We start from the raw sequence: 19508 nt of genomic DNA on the forward strand, positions 1-19508 counted from the left end.
CGCGCAACCGCTTCGGCATCCCCGGCAACGCTCCACCTGCCGGCCGAGGGGGTCACGGAGGCCGGGGTCATCGACCAGCTGGACGACCCCGAACACCTGGAACTCCCCCCGGGCTACGACCTGCCGGCCGCCCGGCGCCGGTTCGAACGGCTCGGCGCGGCGCTGACGGAGCGGTTCGGGCCGTCCGTGTCGGCCGGGATGGCGCAGGACACGAGCTACTACGGGGAGGTCAGGGTGCCCGCCCCCGCGACGGGCACGGACCGGCCCCTGTGGGTCCTGATGAGCAACTTCGGCCCCTTCGTCACCGCCGGCACCGGCCGTGACCTGGGCGTGCCGGGCTGCGCGGAGGGCCTCGACGAGCCGTTCGTGACCTGGCTCGACGGGGTCTGCGCCGACCTCGGGTGCGTGTACGTCCCCGTCGGGCTGCTGCTTGAGCCGTACGACGGGCCGACGCGCCTGGAGGACGGCGAGATCCCCGGAGCGGAACCGGACGACGAGGAACTGCCGCTCGCCTGGTGGGACCGGTACTTCCAGTACATGTGACGCCGGCCCGTGCAGGAGGGCGCCGGTGAGGGGTTGGGGCGCGGCTGGGCGAGGGGGCTCGACCGTCCCTCGGTACGCCGTCCCGGCCTCCGTCATCGTTCGGCGAGCCCTCTTCGCCATCTGTCGTACGTCCGTCCGGCCGTCGGGGCGGCCTGCGAAGCTCGCGGAGCCCAGTGCGTCGAGGTACGTATCGCGGGCCTCTCCCGTCGAACTCCCCGAGGCGGGCCGAGACTTGGTGTACCAGGCCGGGACGCAGAGCCCTCGGGCCTTTTCACCCGCGCTTCAGGCGCCGCCCCCTGAGCCGGCCCGCAGCAGCGCGCGGCGTTCCCCTTCCGTCGTGCCGCCCCAGATCCCGTCCACCGGGCCCGCGTCCAGGGCCCACGCCAGGCACTGTCCGGCCACCGGGCAGTGGGCGCACACCTCCTTCGCCTCGTCGACCTGTGCCACCGCCGCCACGCCGCCGCTGCCGATGGGGAAGAACAACTCGGGGTCCATCCCCCGGCACGCGGCCGATCCGGACCAGTCCATGTGCCCACTCCTGTCCCTGTCTCGCACGGTGCTTCGCCCAAGAGACAATCCGAACGGCCGTGGTGTGACATCGGAGGTGGTCCGGGCCTGCGGACACGGCGTGACAGGCTGGTCCCGTTCGGTCGGGGCAGGAGGGGTTCGTATGGGTGTCGGGGACGATCTGGACGTGGCTGCGAAGGAGTTCACCGCGGTGCGGGGGCGGCTCTTCGGGATCGCCTACCGGGTGCTGGGGAGCACGGCGGAGGCCGAGGACGTCGTGCAGGAGGCGTGGGTGCGGTGGCAGGGGGTGGAGCGGTCGCGGATCGAGGAGCCGGCCGCGTTCCTGACGACGGTGACGACCCGGCTCGCGATCAACGTCGCCCAGTCCGCGCGGGTACGGCGCGAGGCGTACGTCGGGACCTGGCTGCCGGAGCCGGTGAACACGGGGGCCGATCCGCAGGTCGGCGCGGAACGGGCCGAGGCACTGGATCTCGCGGTGCTGTTCCTGCTGGAGAAGCTGAACCCCGTGGAGCGGGCCGCCTATGTGCTGCGGGAGGCGTTCGAGTATCCCTACCGACGGCTCTCGGAGATCCTGGAGACCAGCGAGGCGAACGCTCGCCAGCTCGTGACGCGGGCGCGCAAGCACCTGGCCGCCGAACGCCGGGAACCCGTCGGCCGGGCCGAGCACCGGCGGCTCCTCGACGTGTTCCTCGCGGCGGCGCGGGCCGGTGATCTGGCGGTGCTGGAGGAGGTGCTGACCGAGGACGTGGTCAGCTACACCGACGGCAACGGCATGCGCGGCGCTTCGCGCATCCCGGTCGTCGGACTCGCGCACGTCTCCCGGTACCTGGCCGCCTTCGCGCCGCGCTTCTGGCCGGGTACGGAGGTCCGGTGGGTGGAGGCGAACGGCCGGCCGGCGGCGCTCGTGACGGAGGGCGGCGCCGCGAAGGTGCTGGTGTACGCCGACGTGTCCGCGCGCGGCGTGGAGCGGCTGCTGTGGGTGATGAGCCCGGAGAAGCTGGCGCCGTACATGGCGTCGCTGTAGCTGTCACACTCCGGTGCCCTGCCCGGTCACTCCTGTACGGAACGCGTACTTCTCCGATACTCCTCCGAGAGGAAACCGTCATGAAGATCGTGGTGATCGGTGGCACCGGGCTCATCGGCTCGAAGGTGGTCGCGAGGCTGGGCGAGCAGGGGCACGAGGCGCTCGCCGCCTCGCCGGGCACGGGGGTGGACACGGTGACCGGGGAGGGGCTGGCCGAGGCGCTCACGGACGCGTCGGTCGTGGTCGACGTGTCGAACTCGCCGTCCTTCGAGGACCGGGCGGTGCTGGAGTTCTTCCGCACCGCCACCGCGAACCTCCTCAAGGCCGAGGCGGAGGCCGGGGTCACCCACCATGTCGCCCTGTCCGTCGTCGGCACCGAGCGGCTCCAGGAGAGCGGCTACTTCCGGGCCAAGCTGGCGCAGGAGGAGCTGATCAGGGAGTCGGGCACGCCGTACTCGATCGTCCGCGCGACCCAGTTCTTCGAGTTCGTGAACGCGATCGCCGCCGAGGCGACCGACGGTGACACGGTCCGGCTGGCCCCGGTGCGCATCCAGCCGGCCGCCTCGGACGACGTCGCCGCCGCCGTGGCCCGTGCCGCCGTGAGCGCTCCCGTGAACGCTCACATCGAGGTCGCGGGCCCCGAGGCGCTCCGCCTCGACGAACTGGTCCGCGACGCGCTCGCCGCACAGGACGATGCCCGGACGGTCGTCACGGACCCGGGCGCGCGGTATTTCGGCACCGTGCTGGAGGAGACGACCTTGCTGCCGGGCCCGGACGCGCGGCTCGGTGCGGTGACGTTCGGGGAGTGGGCGGCAGGGCAGCGGTAGGCACGGGAAAGGCGGCCTCCGCTTGTCGGCGGGGGCCGTCTCCGCGTACCGCAATAGGGACGAAAGGGTGGCGGAAAGGGGGGAGCGGCCGGGACCATGGAGCGATGGGGGGACGCTCTGCACGGGTTCTGGTCCTGCTGGCGGGTGTGGTCATCGCCGTGGCGGCGCTGGCCCTGGCCTTCGACTTCGAGTTGGGTGTGGCGGCCCCGGCGGTGGATTGGCTGATGGCCGTCTCGATCGTGCTCGTCGGGATGTACGCGGGGTGGCTCGGAGAGAGGTTCAAGCCTCGTACCCGGACGCTGTCGGAGGTGGCGGACGAGCTGGCCAGGGACGTCAGAGACCGGTGGGACCGCCAGACCGCCTTGTGGAATTCCCGTGATCCGGGGATGTCCGTGGGGTGGCGGGCAGAGCCAGGGAGTCCGGACGGCTGCCTTGAGGGTCTGTCGGGTGTCTGTGCCGGCGGGTATGTCGCGGGCGGCGGTCTCGCCGACGTCCTCGACCGGGTACCGACGCGGCGTCTGGTCGTGCTGGGTGAGGCGGGGACGGGGAAGACGACGCTCCTGGCGCACCTGGTCCTGAGCCTCCTCGACCAGGCTTCCGGTACGGAACCGGTTCCGGTCCTGGTGCCGCTCGCGTCCTGGGATGTGCCGTCGACGGGGTTCGAGGAGTGGCTCGAAACCCAACTCCCCGCACAGCACCGCTGCCTGAGCGGAGCCCTGCCGCATGGCTCGGGGAGATCGTCCCTCGTGCGTGCGCTGCTCAGTGAGCGGCGGCTTCTCCTGGTACTGGACGGGCTGGACGAACTCCCCGAACCGTCCTGGCGGGAGGCGCTGGAGAAAATCGACGCCTCACCCTGGAGCACACGCCCCCTGGTGCTGTCCAGCCGTCCCGAGGCGTACCGTCTCGCGGCCGGTCTCGATGTGTCCTCCCCTCCCTATCCCCGCGCGGCACGGCTCCGTAGTGCCGCCGCCGTCACACTGCTCCCTCTCGACGACGCGGCGGTGGAGGCGTACCTGACCGGCGACGCTCCGAACCAGGGATACGCCGGCCGCTGGGACCCGGTAATCGCACGGCTCCGGTCCTCGCGGCCCGAGCCGGTGGCCGAGGTCATGCGGGTGCCGCTGCTGGCGTGGCTGGCACGCAGCGTCTACGGACCCGATGGCACCGCAGGCCGGGACCGGGGTGGTCCGCTGCCCGATCCGGCCGAACTGTGCGACCGGGAGCGTTTCGCCTCCGTCGGCGCGATCGAGGAGCATCTGTTCCGGAACTTCCTCCCCAGTGCGTATCGCGACGCCGGTCCCCCGGGGAGGCACCGCTGGGACGCCGGGAGCGCGGGGAAGATCCTCGGCCATCTCGCGAGGAACACCGAGTTGCTGCGGGTCTCCGGGACGCGCCGCTGGTGGCTGCCGATCGAGTACTGGTGGCTGGCCGGCGCGGTGACCGCCGGTACCGCAGCGGGAGAGTGCCGGCTACTCCTGTCCGCGGTCGACCGCTTGATCGGTCCGTTCCCGGCCTGGCTCTCCTGGGTCCCCCTGGTCTGGCTGGCCTACCTCCTTGTCCAATCCGTCGGTACACCCCTTCTGTCCCAGCGTGCGCAATCGGTGTACTCGGTGGCCGGCTGGTGGTGCTGGCCGGTCGTCGCCGCGGTGGTGGCCGGCTGGTGGCTGGACCTGCCGGGACTGTGGACGATCGGCTGCTGCGTCGGTGTGACGTTCCCTTTCTTCCCGGCACCTGAGGAGAATCACTTCGGGTATCTCAGGGGGTCCGCACGCCTGGAGTCCGCAGCCTCCTGGTCCTTCGCCGGGGGTGTCTGCTGTGTCGTCGCCTGGTCCGTGGGGTCGCTCCGCCTCCCTCTGCTGACGGGTCTGGCCTGTGGCCTGGCCTACCAGGTCGTTCGTCGGCTCCTGACACGAATCACGCCGTTGCGGGGGTGGCTCGCGACCCCGGCGCCTCTCGCGGGAGCCGTCGGAGTGGCTCTCGCCATGGCGCTGGAGCTCGACTGGCACGGCCTCGACCGAGAAGACCTGCTGTCGGGTTGGCCTCGCACACCGCTCGTCGCGGCATCGGCGTGCTGGCTCATCGCCGTCGTGGTCTGCAACGGCCTTCGCCACTGGCACGGCGGTTGGGTCCCGGCGCCTCTCGTGCCGCGCGCGGGGTGGCTCGAAGCGGTGGTGGTTCTCCCGGTGGCGCTCTGGTTCGGGTCCGGCCTGGAACCCGACTGGCAGGTGCTCGGGGTGGCTGTGCTGGTGGCGGCCTGGACTCCGCTGGCCCTGTCCTTGGCCTATCGGCCGGTTCGCCTTCTCCTCGTGTATCTCCCTGCCAGAGCCTGTCTGGCGCTCAGCGGCCGACTGCCGTGGCACCTGCGGAGCTTCCTCGAAGACGCTCATCGACGCGGGGTGCTCCGCAGGAACGGCGCGCTCTACGAATTCCGCCATATCGAGTTGCGGCGCCACCTCGACAACCAGCCGTGAGCAGCGCCGGCTCAGCCCGCGATGAGCGCCGCCTGTTCCCCCAGGAACCGGGCCAGTTCGTCGGGCGCGGAGTAGAACGGGGCGTGGTCGCAGTCGAGTTCGAGGCGGACGCAGGCGTGCGCGGCGCACTCGCGCTGGGCGTCGGGGCGTACGGTGCGGTCCTGGGCGCAGACGACGTAGGCGCTGGGGACGGAGAGCCACGCCGGGTCGTCGACCGGCGGCCGGGGTACGCGGCTTCGCATGGGGCGCCAGCGGGCCGCCGCGCGTTCGGCGTGGGGCTCGGGGGTGCCGGAGTACAGAGCGTCGCGGGCCTGTGGGAGGAGGGTGAGGGTGCCGTCGGCCGCCTCCTTCACGGCCGTGCGGAACGCGGGGTCGTTCCAGTGCGGGGTCAACTCCGCCGGGGACTGGCCGGGTCGGGGCATGCGGGCGGCGATGTACACGAGGCGGTCGGCGGCGTGGCCGGCCGCCGAGACGGGGAGGCCGCCGTAGCTGTGGGCGACCAGGAGGACGGGGCCGTACAGGGTGCCTTCGCGGACGGCGGTGCGGACGGCCTCGGTGTCGTCGGCGTAGGAGGTGAGGGGGAGGTCTACGGCGGCTGTGCGCAAGCCGGTTGAGGCGAGCCGGGTTCTGACCTCGTCCCAGCACCAGGCGCCGTGGTGGGCGCCGTGCACGAACAGGACGTGGGGCGTCACGGGTGGTCTCCCGGATCGGGCGGTACGGGGCGGTTGTTGAGGTCGACGGAGAGGAAGATGTCGTTCGCGACGGGGTTGCGCATCTCCTCGGCGAGCTGGCCGATGAGTCCGGCCGTGCGGGCGAGGAGGGCGAAGCCGCGCAGGAGGGGGATGGGGAGGTCGAGGTCGGCGAGGGCGGCTCCGCAGACTCCGGCGCCGTTGAGGGGGAGGGTCTTGCCGAGGACCTGGGGGTGGGTGCGGCCGATCGCGGCGAACAGGGCGAGGTGGGGGCCGAACTGGCCTTCCTCTTCGGCGATCTGCATGAGTCGGGGGGTGCGGGGGTCGCCGTCCTTGTGGACGTGGTGTCCGAGGCCGGGGATGAGGCGTCCGGCGGCTTTCTGCGCGCGTACGGTGTCCAGGGCCACCATGTCCCAGGTCTCCGGGGTCTGCGGGAGCGGTCCCGGGTAGCGTTCCAGGACGTCGTGCAGGAAGGCGCCGGTGTCCTCGGTGACGCCGAGGAAGCGGGAGCCGCCGCCCAACAGGCCCGCCGCGAGGGCGCCTTGGACCGAGTCGGGGGCGGAGAGGTAGGTGAGGCGGGTGACGATCGCGGTGGGGGTGAAGCCGTGGTCGGCGAGGGCGGCGAGGACGGCTTCGAAGACGCGGGTCTGGCCGGGGGTGGGGCGGCGCTGGGTGGCCAGCCGGTAGGCGAGTTCGCCGAAGCCGACGGTGCCCATGATGTCGTCGGCGAGGTCGTCGCCGAGGAGGGTGATGGCGGTGCGGGAGGAGGCGCCCAAGGCGGTGGGATAGGTGGGGAGTTGGGAGGTCCGCGGGGTCTTCGCCGGAGGCCGGCCGGTCGTGCCGTCCGGCACCGCCGTCCTCTCGTGCGTCTCGTCAGTCACGGCTCTCCCCCTCGGCTCCCGTCAGCCACTTCCTCAACTCCGGCCCGTGCTCGTCCAGTTCCGGCGGCGGCAGTTCGTACCGGGCCGGTGTCGTCGAGAAGGTGATGGGGTGGCGGGCCATGGGCACCGCCCGTTCCCCCTCCCCCACCTCGACGATCGGGTCGAGCCCGAAGCGTTCCGCCATCGCGAAGCCCCCGTCGATGGTGTTGATCGGCGCGGCGGGCACCCCGGCGGCGACGAGGGCCTCGAACCAGTCGGTGGCGCCGCGCGTGGCGAGGCGTTCGACGAGGAGGGGGCGGAGTTCCTCGCGGCGGGCGGTGCGGTCCTTGTTGTGGGCGAAGCGGGGGTCGTCGGCGGTCTCGGGGATGCCGAGGACGTCGCACAGGCGCCGGAACTGGCCGTCGTTGGCGGCGGCGACGATGAGGTCGCGGTCGGCGGTGGGGAAGGGTTCGTAGGGGAAGACGCTGGGGTGCGCGTTGCCCATGCGGTAGGGGACGGTGCCGCCGGCGACGTACGCGGAGCTGTGGTTGACGAGGCCGGAGAGCGCGGAGGACAGGAGGTTGACCTCGACGTGCTGGCCCGTGCCGGTCGCGTCGCGGTGGCGCAGCGCGGCGAGGATGCCGATCGCGGCGTGGTTGCCGGCCATCACGTCGAACACGGAGATCCCGGCGCGGAAGGGCTCCCCCTCGGGGTCGCCGGTGAGGCTCATCAGCCCGGAGATCGCCTGGACCATGAGGTCGTACCCGGGGACGTGGGCGCCCGCGCCGGGGCCGAAGCCGGTGATGGAGGCGTAGACGACGCCGGGGTTGGCGGCGCTGACGGCGGCGAAGTCGAGGCCGTACTTGGCGAGGGTGCCGGGCTTGAAGTTCTCGATCACGACGTCGGCGCGGCGGGCGAGTTCGCGGGCCGCCCCGGCGTCCTCGGCGGTGCGCAGGTCGAGCGCGAGGGAGCGCTTGCCGCGGTTGATGCCGAGGTAGTACGTCGAGGTCTCGCCCCGGGTGGGCGGCATCCAGCTGCGGGTCTCGTCCCCGGCGGGCGCCTCGACCTTGATCACCTCGGCGCCGAGGTCGGCGAGCAGCATGGTGGCGTACGGGCCCGCCAGGACCCGGGAGAAGTCGGCGACCAGCAGCCCCGCAAGGGGGCCGCCGCTCGGGCCCGACGGTGTGGGTGTCTCCATGGAATCTTCCCTCCGACCGCACAGCGGACACATGTCCGCCGATTTCGGATTGTGGCACGCCGAGGCCGTTCCCGGCGAGACCCCCTCAGCCCTGGGCGGCGGCCACCGCGCGCGGGAGGGCCGTCAGGCGGGCGAAGTCGCCGCTGATGTCCCCGGCGGTCTGGAGCAGCGGCGGCAGGTGCCGGTCGCGCAGGTCGGCGAGGGAGGTCTCGGCGGCGTGCGCGTTGACGTTGATCGCCGCGACCACCCGGCCCTCGCCGTCGCGCAGCGGTACGGCGACGGAGCGGATGCCGAGCGCGAGGTCCTCGTCCGCGAGGGCCCAGCCCCGCGCCCGCACCTCGCGCAGCGCCGCGTCCCGCTCCTCGGGCCCGGGCCGCCACAGGGGGGTGAGCCCGGAGCGGGTGGGCTCCGCGAGCGCCTTGTCGAGCCGGTCCGGCTCCAGCGCGGCGAGCAGGACCTTGCCCAGGGAGGTCTGGAGGGCGGGGAAGCGGGTGCCGATCCGCACGGACAGGGTGACGATCTTCGGTACGGCGACCCGGGCGACGTACACGATGTCGCCGCCGTCGAGCTGGGCGATCGAGCAGGACTCGTTCGTGCGGGCGACCAGGCGTTCCATGTGCGGGCGGGCCACGTCCCACAGGCCGAGCGAGCCGACGTACGCCATGCCGAGGTCGAGGACGCGGGGGGTGAGGGCGTAACCCCGGTCGCCGGAGCGGACGTAGCCGAGCTCCTCCAGGGTGAGGAGGATGCGGCGGGCGGTGGGGCGGGCGAGGCCGGTCGCCGTGGCCACCTCGGACAGGGACATGTCCGGCCGCTGGGGAGCGAAGGCGGTGATGACCTCCAGCCCCCGGGCCAGCGCTTCGATGAAATCAGGCCCGGTGCCCGTACGCGGCATCTGCCGCCCCTCTCAGGTCGTTCGGCTGGGGCGTCCAGGTTACGCCGCCCGTCCGTACCCCGGTCCGTCCTCCGGCAGATGGTCACGGTTCACTCCGCAAGGGTTGACGCTGGGGGTTTCGCGTATCAAGGTTGCGAGCATTGACCGTACAGCGGACACATGTCCGCGCTTGACCTCTCCGAAGGAGAGTCGACGATGACTCAGCCCTCCGCCCTTCCTTCGCGCCTGCACCACAACGCCTACGTCACCCAGGACCAGGAGGCGACCCGCGCCTTCTACGAGGACGTCATCGGGCTGCCGCTCATCGCGACCTGGAAGGAGTCGGACGAGCTCTTCGGCGCGGTCCGCACCTACTGCCACACCTTCTACGGCCTCGGCGACGGCAGCGCGCTCGCGTTCTTCCAGTTCGCCGACCCCGAGGACCAGAAGCTCTTCGGCCCTCAGATGCCGCACTCCCCCTTCCAGCACATCGCGCTGAAGGTCACGGAGGAGGTCCAGGACGCGATCGCCGGCCGGCTGGAGAAGGCGGGCTGGCGCCCCGACGAGACGTACGTCCTGGAGCACGGCTACTGCCGCTCCCTCTACACCAGCGACCCCAACGGCCTCCTCCTGGAGTTCACCCTCGACGCGCCGGGCATCCACGAGAGCGACGAGGAACGCCGCCGGACCGCTCGCGCGGAGCTGGCGTCGTGGCTGAGCGGGGAGCACACGAGCAACAACACGTACCGCTGAGCCGCTTCACGGCACCGACGGGCCGCTGACGCGCCTGCCCTGTCCGTCGTACGGCCAGGCGTTGGGGACGCAGCCCTTGAGTCCCTTGATCTGCTGCATCATCGCGGGGGCGGGGGCGCCCGCCGCCGGGCAGGTCTCGTGGCCGTGGCCGAGGAAGTGGCCGACCTCGTGGTTGATGATGAGGGCGCGGTAGAAGGGGATGTCGTCGGCGTAGTACTGGGTGCCGGTCAGCCAGCGTTCGAGGTTGACCATGACCTTGTGGCCCACGGAGCAGTTCAGGTCGCCGTGGGTGTCGAGGCCGTACTCGGCGCAGGCCGTGTCGACGGTCTTCGGGGTCGCGATGCGGACGACGAAGTCGGTGGGGCCGGTGGCGACGCGGCGGAAGGCGGAGTCGCCGTCGGCGGTCCAGCCGCGGGGGTCGGCGAGGACGTCCTCGACTTCCGCGGCGGTTTCGGCGAGGGGGAGGTCGATGTCCTTCTCGATCTCCACCTTGTAGCGCAGCGGGGTTCCCTTGCCCGACTTGCGGCCGGTTCCCGGGGCGGTGGCGTAGACGCCCGTGCCCCGTTCCGGGATCGGGGTCGGGGTCGGGGTCGGGGAGGCCGCGGGTGTCACGCTCGGGGCCGGCCCGGGGGTCGGGCTCCGGGTCGGGGCCGGCTTGGGTGCCGGGGTCGTCTTGGTGGGCGAACTCGGTTTAACCGACGGGGAGTTCGAGGGGCGGGCCGAGGTCGTCGTGGTCGCGTCCCGTGACTGCCACGCCGCGAGCGCCCCGACCACGCCGACGGCCGTGAGGGTCACGAGGGCCACCGGCAGCAGGGGGCGCCGGCGCGGGGCACGGCGACGACGGCGGCGATGGGATGCGGGAACTCGGTGCGGTGTCACGGGAGTTCACCGTGCTGGGGTTATGTGATCGAGCCTGGCCCATTTGGTCACGAAGCGATAACGGGTGTTTAATCCGGTGACCTGTTGATCGTTTGTGGGCGGTTACTGAACCAATGTCACGAGTACTTCTGATCGAGGACGACCCGGCCGTGCGCGAGGGCGTCGTCCTGGGGCTGCGCCGGCAGGGTCACGAGGTGTGCGCCGTGCCGACCGGCGAGGAAGGGCTCGCGCAGCTCAGGGTGTTCCGGCCGGACCTCGTCGTCCTCGACCTGATGCTGCCGGGCATGCCGGGACTTGAGGTGTGCGCGGGCATCCGCGCGGTCGACGAGACGCTGCCGATCATCATGGCGACGGCCCGGGGCGACGAGGTCGACATCGTGGTCGGCCTGGAGGTCGGCGCCGACGACTACGTGGTCAAGCCGGTCACCGCGCGGATCCTGGACGCCCGGATCAGGGCCGTACTGCGCCGGGCCGGCGGGGGGACGGGGCTGCCCGCGATCGACTCGTTCGGGGACCTGTCCGTCGACCGGGCCGGAGTGACCGTCACACTCGCCGGTACGCCGGTCGCGCTCGCGCCCTCCGAGATGCGGCTGCTGCTGACGCTCTCCGCGTCGCCGGGCCAGGTGTTCAGCCGGCAGCAGCTGCTGGAGGCGGTGTGGGAGCACGACTTCCACGGGGACGCCCGGCTGGTCGACGCCTGTGTCAAACGCCTGCGCACGAAGCTGGCCGAGCCTCCGCGTGCGCCCCGCTTCATCCACACCGTGCGCGGCTTCGGCTACCGCTTCACCGCCGACCGGTGAACCGCCCCTTCCGCGGCCTGCGTTCACGTCTGATCGTCGCCTTCGTCCTGGTCGCCGCCGTCGCCGCGACCGCGACCGGCGCGCTGACCCTGCGCGAGGCCCGCACCGGCATCCTCCAGCAGAGCCAGGACGCCGTGATCCGCCAGCTCCGCAGCCACGTCGGCCAGCGGGCACCCGGCCTCGCGTTCCCGCCGGACCGGGCGCAGTTGCGGCGCTTCGCCGCCGACATCGCGGCCAACGACGGCAGTTGGCGCGTCCTCGCCGAGTACCGGGGCGTCAGCGCGGGCGACCGCCTCGACGAACTCACCCCGCAGATACGGGAGTCGGTCGCGAACAGCCGCGCGACCGTCTTCCAGCGCGTCCGCGCGAACGGCCGCACCACGCTCCTCGTCGGGATGTCCGTCACCTTCACCGACCCCAGCGGCACCGCCTCCGGCGTCCACGTCTACCTCGCCGTCCCGCAGACCGTCGAGCAGGCGTACGTCGACGCCCTGGTCACCGGCGTCCAACGCGCCATGCTGGGCGCCCTGTTGCTCGCGGTGGCGCTCGCGCTGTTCGCGGCGCGCGGGGTGCTGGTGCCGGTGCGGGCGCTGCGGCAGGCGACCCGGCACATCGCCGAGGGCCGGCTCGACACGCGGCTCGCGGTGAACGGTTCCGACGAACTCGCCGACCTGTCCCACACGTTCAACGAGACGGCCGCCGCGCTGGAGGCGTCCGTGGCGGAGCTGCGCGAGATGGAGGCGCGGGCCCGGCGCTTCGCCGCCGACGTCTCGCACGAGCTGCGCACGCCGCTCGCCGCGATGTCCGCGGTGACCGACATCCTCGACGAGGACGCCGCCGGGCTCGACCCGGACACGGCGACCGCCGTGCGGCTGATCAGCGCGGAGACCGTCAAACTCGCCTCGCTCGTCGACGACTTGATGGAGATCTCCCGCTTCGACGCGGGCGCGGCGCAGGTGCACCGGGACGAGATCGACCTCGCCGAGTCGATCCGGCGCACCCTCGCCGCACGCGGCTGGGCGGACGCCGTTCAGACCCAACTCCCGTACACGGTAAGGGCGGACGTCGATCCCCGGCGGGTCGACGTCGTCGTCGCGAACCTCGTCGGCAACGCGCTCAAGCACGGGGCGCGGCCGGTGACCGTACGGCTGACCGCCGCCGGGGACACGGCAGTTGTCGAGGTGCGCGACAGCGGGGCCGGCATCCCGGACGACGTCCTGCCGCACGTCTTCGACCGGTTCTACAAGTCGGACTCCGCGCGCACCCGTTCGGAGGGCAGCGGGCTGGGGCTCGCGATCACCGCCGAGAACGTCCGCGCGCACGGCGGCACCGTCACCGCGGCCAACCACCCCGAGGGCGGCGCCGTCTTCACCGTCGTCCTTCCGCTCACCGCCCCGGAGCAGCCATGAACACCCGCCGCGCCCTGCCGGCCCTGGCCGCGCTGCTCACCCTCTCGTCCTGCGGGATCCCCGCGACCGGCGTCGTCGAGGCGGGCGGTCCCGCGAGCGGCATCGCGCCGGTCACGGCCGTGTACTACGTCCAGGGCGACACGCTCGTCCCGCTCATGCGGCCCACCGAGTACCCCGGCACCCCCGAAGAGGCCCTGGCCCTGCTGCTGTACACGCCGCCGCCCGGCGAGAAGGGGCTCACCACGCAGGTGAAGGCACCGCCCGCCACCGGTTCCGCGGCCCCCGCACCGGACGCGTCCATGGCCCCGCCGACCCCCTCCGTGTCGGAGCGGGAAGGCGACCTGACCGTCCGGCTCCCGGACAGGATGCGGCAGTTGACCGACCTCGCGATCGACCAGGTGATCTGCACGGTCGCCGCCGCCCGCCGCGTCGCGGCCCCGTATCTCGACGTCGTGACGGTCCACCTGGTCGCGGGGGACGCGCGGTTCGCCGAGCGGACGGACGAACGGTGCCCTCAGCCCTAGCCTCCCAGGCCCAGCAGACGCCAGACCTGGTTCCGCTTGTTGTTGAGGGCGCTCGCCGGATCGCACGTCCACTGGTGCACCTTCGCCCCGGACGCCGTGGACACCTCACTCACGTCCACGCACTTCCCGCTGTGCACGGCGACGAGCTGGTGGTCCTTGCCGCTGACCGGCCGCAGGGTGAACATCTGGTTCGTCCCCCCGCTACAGCCGTACTGCTGGACAGCCGCACCATCGGCGGTGGAAGCACCGGCGACGTCCAGGCACTTGCCGCTCAACCGGTTCACCACGGTGTACGTGTTCGCGCGTCCGGCGACCGGCTTGAAGTCCAGCATCTGCTGGTACCCGCCCTCGCAGGGGTACTGCTGGTACTGCGTGCCGTCGCCGGTGGACAGGTTCGTGTCGTCGAGGCACTGGCCGCTGTGCTGGACGACGGCGACGGTCGAGATCGTCGTGTCGGACGGCGGCAGCAGGGTGACGGTGTACCCGTCGGCCGCGTCGGTCCACGGCACGGTCACCGACGCGGAGTCGCCGCTGACGGTGAGCTGCTGGTCGGAGACGGTGACGGGCCCGGTGACCGCGCCGCCCCCGTTGTTCGGGACGCGCTGGACGACCGCGCGGACGCGGCCGTTCTCGACGAGGGACGTGGTGTCGAGGCGGCCGAGGCTCACCGTGACGTTCCCGGTGTTGCCGTTGCTGCCGAGGAGGATCTTCGCGTTGCGGGCGGCGTTGTCCTTGGTGGCGAGGGCGTCGGTGTTCGCACCCGGCGTGACCTTGACGATGCTGCCGGTCTGCGAGCCGTAGTAGCGGTACAGGAACCACTCCCCCAGCGGCAGGTACTGGCTCCCGGACCTCGTCAGCAGCCGCGCCGCGAAGTCGTGGAGGTTCGCGCCGCCCGCCCAGTTGGCCCGCAGCCCGTCCGCGCCGGCCCGCTCAAGGCGGGAGATGTACCAGCCGCCGCGTCCCGGGGTCTGCTCGTTGCTCCCGGCGTACTCGTTGACCTGGAAGGGGCGGCTCGTCGTCATCGAGCGGGCGAAGAGCTTGGCCCGCAGGGAGTCGCCGTCGGCGACCGGGTCGCCGGGCAGGTCGTGCCAGCTGTAGACGTCCGGCTGGACGTTGTTGGCCTTCACGTAGTCGAGGTACGTGTTCCACCAGGTGTTGGACGAGGTCGGCCGGCCGCAGGTGCTGGCGCCGACGATCACCGCGCCGGGGATCGCCGTACGGATCCTCTGGTAGGCGCGCTTCCACATCTCCAGGTACTGGGGCTGGCCGGAGCCCCAGAACATGCCGCAGTCGGGTTCGTTCCAGATGTCCCACTGGATGTCCGTGGCGCCGGCGGCCTTCACGTCGTTCAGGAGGCGGGTGTAGAAGGCGTCGAAGTCGGACCAGTTGCCGCCGTCGCCGGGGAAGCGAGGGGCGGTGGTGCCGTCGGCGCCCCAGAGGTCGTGCGGGAGGATCACGAAGGTGCCGCCGAGGGACTTGGTGCGGCGGTACTGGGCGAGGGTGGCGTTCCAGCGGCGGTCGTACTTGCCGGCGACCCAGCCGCCGGGGCTGTCGAGCTGGGCGCCGCCGGCCCGCATGAACTTCCACTTCACGTCCGTGTAGAAGTGGTCCTGCGGGAGCCGGCCGTTCTCGGTCATGCCGTAGAGGGTGCCGGAGGCGCGGTAGGCGGGGGCGCCGCCCGCCGTGGCGAAGTCGACGGCCAGGGTGGTGTCGGCGGCGTGGGCGGGGGTGGCGGGGAGCGCGAGGGCGAGGAGTGTGGCTAGTGCGGTGGCGGTGAGCGGGGTGCGGGGCACGTGCATGGCGGGACTCCTTGTCTCGTCGTAGCGGTCGAACTGATGGTCATGGACATGACATGACTACGCCTCCCGTGACCGGCCGGGCGGCCCACGCCAGCCCTCAGGCGGGACCCGTGCTCGCCCGCAGCGAGATCGGCGGCGTCAGGAAGTGGTGGCGCGCGGGCGCCTCGGCGTCGCCCAGCCGCTCGATGAGGAGCTCCACCGCGAGTCTGCCCATGTGCGCGGCGGGTACGTCGGCGGCGGTGAGCTGCGGGGTGACCGTCTCCGCCCAGCGCGCGGCGACGATGCCGGTGACCGAGAAGTCGCGCGGGACATGGCGGCCCGCGTGCGCGAGGCCCCGGTACAGGCCGCCGAGCGCGGCCTCGTTGAGGGTGACGAGCGCGGTCGTCGCGGGGTCGTCGTACAGGATCCGCTCCAGGCACGCCTCGCCGGAGGCCGCGTCGTCGCCGCAGCAGTACGAACGGACCGTCAGACCGCGTTCGGCGGCGGCCTTCGTGAAGCCCTCCAGGCCCCGGTGCGCGGACTCGTAGCCGGTGCGCAGGAGGTGTTCGGGGCGGTTGACGAAGGCGATGCGGCGGTGGCCGAGGTCGGCGAGGTGGTGGACGCAGGCCGCCGCGAGGGCCGTGTGGTCGAGGGCCACCCACCAGTCGCGCTCCGGGGTGGCCGTACGGCCGATGGTGACGGCCGGGAAGCCGAGGGCGGCCAGGTGGCCGACCCGGTCGTCCTCCAGCCTGATCTCCATGAGGATGACGCCGTCGACCCGCCGCTCCCCCAGCAGGCGCTGGAAGGAGCGGTCGCTGTCCGCGCCTCCCGGGGAGAGCAGGACGTCGTGGTCGTGGGCGGCGGCGGCCTCGACGACGCTGCCGATGAAGTCGAGCTGCATGCCGGTGTAGTGGTCGCCGGCGGGCGGGAAGGCGAGGCCGATGGTGTTGGTGCGGCCGTTGGCGAGGGCCCTCGCGCTCGCGTTGGGGCGGTAGCCCAGTTCGTCGATGACGCGCTGGATCTTGTGGCGGGTGTCGTCGGAGACGGGGCGTTTGCCGCTGAGGGCGTAGGAGACGGTGCTCCGGGAGACACCGGCCCGGCGGGCGATCTCACCGATGTTCACGGGGTTCCTCCGTCTGGGTCGAACCGGTTCGCGTGAGGGAAGTTAGAAGCACCCGGCATCGCTGTCAATGCCTCCGGCCGGGACCCGCGAACCGGTTCGCCCGCGCCGGCCCGCTTCCCAAATTCTTCTATTGATAGATTTTAGAAGCTAGAGTGGTCCGACACCCGCCCCGCCGCGCAAAGGACCCCCATGACCGACCTGCCCTACCGCGACACCGCGCTGTCCGCCGAGGAGCGCGCCGAGGACCTGCTGTCCCGTCTCACCCCCGAGGAGAAGGCCGGACAGCTCACGATGTACTTCTACCTCGGCACCGGCCGGCCGCTGCCCGAGGACTTCGACATCGAGTCCCTGCCGCCCGAGCACCGCGCCTTCGTCGACCAGCCCCGCCAGGTCGAGGCGGCCGTGGCGGGCGGCCGGGCCGGCGGGGTGCTCTTCGTGAAGGACCCGGCCCTCGCGAACCGGCTCCAGCGCTGGGCCGTCGAGGAGAGCCGCCTCGGCATCCCGCTCCTGTTCGGGTACGACGTGATCCACGGCCTGCGGACGATCTTCCCGGTGCCGGTCGCCCTCAGCGCGAGCTGGTCGCCGGACGTCATGGAGGCCGCCCAGACCGTCGCCGCCCGCGAGGCCCGCGCGGCGGGCATCCACTGGACGTTCGCACCCATGATCGACGTCGCCCGCGACGCGCGCTGGGGCCGCATGATCGAGGGCTCCGGCGAGGACCCGTTCCTCACGTCCGCCCTGGCGGCGGCCCAAGTACGGGGCTTCCAGGGCGATTTCGGCCCCGACCGGGTGCTGGCCGGACCGAAGCACCTCGTCGGGTACGGCGCGGCGCGCGGCGGCCGGGACTACGAGGACGCGGAGATCTCGGACGCCGAACTGTGGAACGTCTACCTGCCGCCGTTCCGGGCCGCGATCGAGGCGGGCGCGGCGAACGTCATGAGCGCCTACATGGACCTCAACGGCGTTCCCGCGTCCGGCAACCGCCGCCTCCTGACCGACGTCCTGCGCGGCGAACTCGGCTTCACCGGCTGGACCGTCTCGGACGCGGGCGCCGTACGCTCCCTGGAGACCCAGCACTTCGCCCGCGACCGACAGGACGCCGCCGTACGCGCGTTGCACGCCGGTCTCGACATGGAGATGACGACGTTCGACCCGGCGTACGACCACCTCCCGCAGGCCCTCGCCGAAGGGCGGCTCGGCGTCGAGGAGCTGGACGCGGCCGTACGCCGTGTGCTGACCGCGAAGTTCCGGCTGGGCCTGTTCGACGATCCGTACGTCGACGAGGGTGCCGCTCCCGGGATCCTCGCCGCGTCCGCGCACCGGGACGCCGCGCGCACGGCGGCGCAGCAGTCGCTGGTGCTGCTGAAGAACGACGGCGTCCTGCCGCTGGACGCCGCGGAGTTGGCCTCGGTCGCGGTGATCGGGCAGCTCGCCGACAGCAAGCGGGACACGCTGGGCCCGTGGGTCTTCGACCACGACACGCGTGAAACGGTCACCGTCCTGGAGGGGCTGCGGGCCCGCCTCGGCGACGGCGTCCGTGTCGAGCACGCCCCCGGCGCGGGGATCGTCGAGCGCGTCTTCCCCTCGCCGTTCGACGCGCTGGACGAGACGGTCGAGACGACGCCGGCCGACCGTGACGAGGACGCCGAGATCGAGCGGGCCGTCGCCCTCGCGGCCGGCGCGGACGTCGCCGTCGTCGTGGTGGGCCAGCGGCAGAACCAGATCGGCGAGAAGGCGTCCACCTCGACGCTGGACCTCCCCGGCCGCCAGCTCGAACAGGTGAAGCGGATCGCGGGGACGGGTACGCCCGTCGTGCTGGTCGTGATGACCGGCCGCCCCGTCGACCTGCGGTGGGCGGACGGCAACGTCCCGGCGATCGTGCAGGCGTGGTACCCGGGGACGCGGGGCGGGGAGGCCGTCGCCTCCGTGCTCCTCGGGGACGTCTCCCCCGCCGGCCGGCTGCCGTTCTCCTGGCCCCGGCACGTCGGTCAACTCCCGATGATCTACGCGCACTTGCGGACGTTCGAGCCCGAGCAGCGGGGCACGCGCTACTTCGAGGAGGAGAGCACGCCGCTCTACCCCTTCGGACACGGCCTGTCCTACGCCGAGTTCCGGTACACGGACCTGCGCGTCGACAGCGCGTCGATCCCCGTCGGCGGCACGGCGAAGGTCTCCGTGGACGTCGCCAACACCTCCGCCCGTACCGCCGACGAGGTCGTCCAGCTCTACGTCCACCAGCGGTACGGGACCTCGTCCCGGCCCGTGCGGGAGCTGAAGGGGTTCGAGCGGATCACCGTCGGGGCGGGCGCGTCGGTGACCGTGACCTTCGAGCTGGGCCCGGACCAGTTGCGGTACTGGTCCGCGGCGACCGGCGGGTTCGTACAGGACGCGACGGCCCTGGACATCTGGGTGGGCGGCAGCTCGACGACTCCGCTGACCGCTCGCCTGGAGGTGACGGAACCGGACCGGGACGGCGCAGCCCTCGCCCCGTGACACCGGGGCGTGCCGGGCACGGCGGTGCGGGCCGGTGATCCGGCGGCGCCGGGCGTGATCAGCCGGCAGGGCGCTCCGTCCAGCCGTGTTCCAGCAGGTCGAAGATCTCGGCCAGCGTCCGGCGGGGGTCCTCGCGGCCGTGGAGGAGGCTGATCGACTCCATGGCGAAGCGGGACAGGGCGGCGACGCGGACGTCTCCCTGGGGGGCGCCGGTTTCCTGTTCGATGGCCGCGGCCAGGGCGACCTCGTGGCGGCGGCGCATGCGGTGGCGGTAGTCCTGGAGCGCGGGGGTCTCCTCGACGAGGGCCCGGAACGCGGCGAAGCCCGGGGTGTGGTCGCCGACCGAGGCGTAGGTCTGTGTCAGGTGCTCGCGGAGCGCGGCGAGCACGGACCGGCCGGGCGCGCGGTGCCGTACGGCGTCGACGAGCGCGGTCTCCAGCCCCTCGTCCCGGTCGAAGACCAGCGCCTCCTTGCAGGGGAAGTGCTTGAAGAGGGTGGTCACGGCGACGTCGGCCTCCTCGGCGACGTCCCGGACGCCGACCCGGTCGAAGCCGCGCTCGGTGAACAGGCGCATCGCGGCGTCCGCGAGGGCCTGGCGGGTCTGGGCCTTCTTGCGCTCGCGGCGCCCGACCGTCTTCGCCGTCTCCGTCATGCCCGCACTCTACCTTCGGGACCAGCGGTTCGATAAGGCTATCGGTTGCACTTTTGTAGTCGCTCATGTTTTTCTGGTGGGGG

Annotated in this window: 18 protein-coding genes; 9 read left to right on the forward strand and 9 right to left on the reverse strand. The window is 72.4% G+C overall.

The features are described 5' to 3' along the window. On the forward strand, nt 1–543 hold a 543-nt coding region (locus ACLZOT_RS11395; RefSeq protein WP_416968690.1), incomplete at its 5' end, for a hypothetical protein. Between the two features lie 282 nt (nt 544–825). On the opposite strand, the gene ACLZOT_RS11400 is transcribed toward ACLZOT_RS11395, so the two are convergent. Then, nucleotides 826–1071, reverse strand: coding sequence for a WhiB family transcriptional regulator (locus ACLZOT_RS11400; protein WP_416968691.1), 246 nt, complete (start codon nt 1069–1071; stop codon nt 826–828). Nucleotides 1072–1213: 142 nt separating this feature from the next. Here ACLZOT_RS11400 and ACLZOT_RS11405 point away from each other — a divergent pair, with 142 nt between their 5' ends. The 3 genes from ACLZOT_RS11405 to ACLZOT_RS11415 all read left to right on the forward strand — a co-directional run bounded on the left by ACLZOT_RS11405 (nt 1214) and on the right by ACLZOT_RS11415 (nt 5393). Continuing rightward, the gene (locus ACLZOT_RS11405) at nt 1214–2095 is read left to right on the forward strand and encodes an RNA polymerase sigma-70 factor (RefSeq protein WP_416968692.1); all 882 of its coding nucleotides are present in this window, start codon (nt 1214–1216) and stop codon (nt 2093–2095) included. 80 nt (nt 2096–2175) lie between these two features. Continuing rightward, nucleotides 2176–2922, forward strand: coding sequence for an SDR family oxidoreductase (locus ACLZOT_RS11410; protein ID WP_416968693.1), 747 nt, complete (start codon nt 2176–2178; stop codon nt 2920–2922). 104 nt (nt 2923–3026) lie between these two features. After that, nucleotides 3027–5393: an NACHT domain-containing protein gene (locus ACLZOT_RS11415; RefSeq protein ID WP_416968694.1), complete on the forward strand. Its 2367-nt coding sequence runs from the start codon at nt 3027–3029 to the stop codon at nt 5391–5393. An 11-nt stretch (nt 5394–5404) separates the two neighbouring features. Here ACLZOT_RS11415 and ACLZOT_RS11420 read toward each other — a convergent pair whose 3' ends face one another. The 4 genes from ACLZOT_RS11420 to ACLZOT_RS11435 form a co-directional block, all read right to left on the reverse strand. Beyond that, complete coding sequence (locus tag ACLZOT_RS11420; protein WP_416968695.1) at nt 5405–6085, reverse strand: alpha/beta fold hydrolase; 681 nt, start codon at nt 6083–6085, stop codon at nt 5405–5407. Then, complete coding sequence (locus ACLZOT_RS11425) at nt 6082–6858, reverse strand: citryl-CoA lyase (RefSeq protein ID WP_416969053.1); 777 nt, start codon at nt 6856–6858, stop codon at nt 6082–6084. The genes ACLZOT_RS11420 and ACLZOT_RS11425 overlap by 4 nt, the downstream gene beginning before the upstream one ends. 97 nt (nt 6859–6955) lie before the next feature. Beyond that, on the reverse strand, nt 6956–8140 hold the full coding sequence (locus tag ACLZOT_RS11430) for a CaiB/BaiF CoA transferase family protein (protein ID WP_416968696.1): 1185 nt from the start codon (nt 8138–8140) through the stop codon (nt 6956–6958). Nucleotides 8141–8225: 85 nt separating this feature from the next. Beyond that, nucleotides 8226–9035 (reverse strand): IclR family transcriptional regulator domain-containing protein, encoded by an 810-nt coding sequence (locus ACLZOT_RS11435; protein WP_416968697.1) that lies wholly within the window; start codon nt 9033–9035, stop codon nt 8226–8228. A 195-nt stretch (nt 9036–9230) separates the two neighbouring features. Here ACLZOT_RS11435 and ACLZOT_RS11440 point away from each other — a divergent pair, with 195 nt between their 5' ends. Then, a complete protein-coding gene (locus ACLZOT_RS11440; RefSeq protein ID WP_416968698.1) occupies nt 9231–9767 on the forward strand; it encodes a VOC family protein in 537 nt (178 codons plus the stop codon). 6 nt (nt 9768–9773) lie between these two features. Here the strand turns inward: ACLZOT_RS11440 and ACLZOT_RS11445 are convergent, their stop codons facing one another. Next, nucleotides 9774–10379, reverse strand: coding sequence for a DUF3152 domain-containing protein (locus ACLZOT_RS11445; protein WP_416968699.1), 606 nt, complete (start codon nt 10377–10379; stop codon nt 9774–9776). Between the two features lie 380 nt (nt 10380–10759). Here ACLZOT_RS11445 and ACLZOT_RS11450 point away from each other — a divergent pair, with 380 nt between their 5' ends. Genes ACLZOT_RS11450 through ACLZOT_RS11460 form a run of 3 tightly spaced genes read left to right on the forward strand, consistent with a single transcriptional unit; the run spans nt 10760 to nt 13379 of the window. Continuing rightward, nucleotides 10760–11446: a response regulator gene (locus tag ACLZOT_RS11450; RefSeq protein ID WP_416968700.1), complete on the forward strand. Its 687-nt coding sequence runs from the start codon at nt 10760–10762 to the stop codon at nt 11444–11446. Then, nucleotides 11443–12855 carry an ATP-binding protein gene (locus tag ACLZOT_RS11455; protein ID WP_416968701.1) on the forward strand — a complete coding sequence of 471 codons (1413 nt, stop codon included), beginning with the start codon at nt 11443–11445 and terminating at the stop codon, nt 12853–12855. The genes ACLZOT_RS11450 and ACLZOT_RS11455 overlap by 4 nt, the downstream gene beginning before the upstream one ends. After that, entirely contained in the window at nt 12852–13379 is a 528-nt protein-coding gene (locus ACLZOT_RS11460; protein WP_416968702.1) for a hypothetical protein, read from the forward strand. The genes ACLZOT_RS11455 and ACLZOT_RS11460 overlap by 4 nt, the downstream gene beginning before the upstream one ends. Here ACLZOT_RS11460 and ACLZOT_RS11465 read toward each other — a convergent pair. Both ACLZOT_RS11465 and ACLZOT_RS11470 read right to left on the reverse strand, forming a co-directional pair. Then, complete coding sequence (locus ACLZOT_RS11465) at nt 13376–15178, reverse strand: RICIN domain-containing protein (RefSeq protein WP_416968703.1); 1803 nt, start codon at nt 15176–15178, stop codon at nt 13376–13378. The two genes, ACLZOT_RS11460 and ACLZOT_RS11465, sit on opposite strands and share 4 nt — an antisense overlap. A gap of 97 nt (nt 15179–15275) precedes the next feature. Then, nucleotides 15276–16280 (reverse strand): LacI family DNA-binding transcriptional regulator, encoded by a 1005-nt coding sequence (locus ACLZOT_RS11470; protein ID WP_416968704.1) that lies wholly within the window; start codon nt 16278–16280, stop codon nt 15276–15278. Between the two features lie 189 nt (nt 16281–16469). On the opposite strand from ACLZOT_RS11470, the gene ACLZOT_RS11475 reads away from it, so the two are divergent. After that, nucleotides 16470–18773 carry a glycoside hydrolase family 3 N-terminal domain-containing protein gene (locus ACLZOT_RS11475; RefSeq protein WP_416968705.1) on the forward strand — a complete coding sequence of 768 codons (2304 nt, stop codon included), beginning with the start codon at nt 16470–16472 and terminating at the stop codon, nt 18771–18773. Nucleotides 18774–18831: 58 nt separating this feature from the next. Here ACLZOT_RS11475 and ACLZOT_RS11480 read toward each other — a convergent pair whose 3' ends face one another. Next, complete coding sequence (locus ACLZOT_RS11480) at nt 18832–19425, reverse strand: TetR/AcrR family transcriptional regulator (RefSeq protein ID WP_416968706.1); 594 nt, start codon at nt 19423–19425, stop codon at nt 18832–18834. Nucleotides 19426–19508 lie beyond the last annotated feature (83 nt).

Source organism: Streptomyces sp. 4F14 (assembly GCF_048159485.1).
Lineage (GTDB): Bacteria > Actinomycetota > Actinomycetes > Streptomycetales > Streptomycetaceae > Streptomyces.

Coding starts and splice junctions, on each gene's coding strand:
- ACLZOT_RS11400 (WP_416968691.1), bottom strand. CDS start 1,071: ATGGACTGGTCCGGATCGGCCGCGTGCCGGGGGATGGACCCCGAGTTG.
- ACLZOT_RS11405 (WP_416968692.1), top strand. CDS start 1,214: ATGGGTGTCGGGGACGATCTGGACGTGGCTGCGAAGGAGTTCACCGCG.
- ACLZOT_RS11410 (WP_416968693.1), top strand. CDS start 2,176: ATGAAGATCGTGGTGATCGGTGGCACCGGGCTCATCGGCTCGAAGGTG.
- ACLZOT_RS11415 (WP_416968694.1), top strand. CDS start 3,027: ATGGGGGGACGCTCTGCACGGGTTCTGGTCCTGCTGGCGGGTGTGGTC.
- ACLZOT_RS11430 (WP_416968696.1), bottom strand. CDS start 8,140: ATGGAGACACCCACACCGTCGGGCCCGAGCGGCGGCCCCCTTGCGGGG.
- ACLZOT_RS11435 (WP_416968697.1), bottom strand. CDS start 9,035: ATGCCGCGTACGGGCACCGGGCCTGATTTCATCGAAGCGCTGGCCCGG.
- ACLZOT_RS11440 (WP_416968698.1), top strand. CDS start 9,231: ATGACTCAGCCCTCCGCCCTTCCTTCGCGCCTGCACCACAACGCCTAC.
- ACLZOT_RS11450 (WP_416968700.1), top strand. CDS start 10,760: ATGTCACGAGTACTTCTGATCGAGGACGACCCGGCCGTGCGCGAGGGC.
- ACLZOT_RS11460 (WP_416968702.1), top strand. CDS start 12,852: ATGAACACCCGCCGCGCCCTGCCGGCCCTGGCCGCGCTGCTCACCCTC.
- ACLZOT_RS11465 (WP_416968703.1), bottom strand. CDS start 15,178: ATGCACGTGCCCCGCACCCCGCTCACCGCCACCGCACTAGCCACACTC.
- ACLZOT_RS11475 (WP_416968705.1), top strand. CDS start 16,470: ATGACCGACCTGCCCTACCGCGACACCGCGCTGTCCGCCGAGGAGCGC.
- ACLZOT_RS11480 (WP_416968706.1), bottom strand. CDS start 19,425: ATGACGGAGACGGCGAAGACGGTCGGGCGCCGCGAGCGCAAGAAGGCC.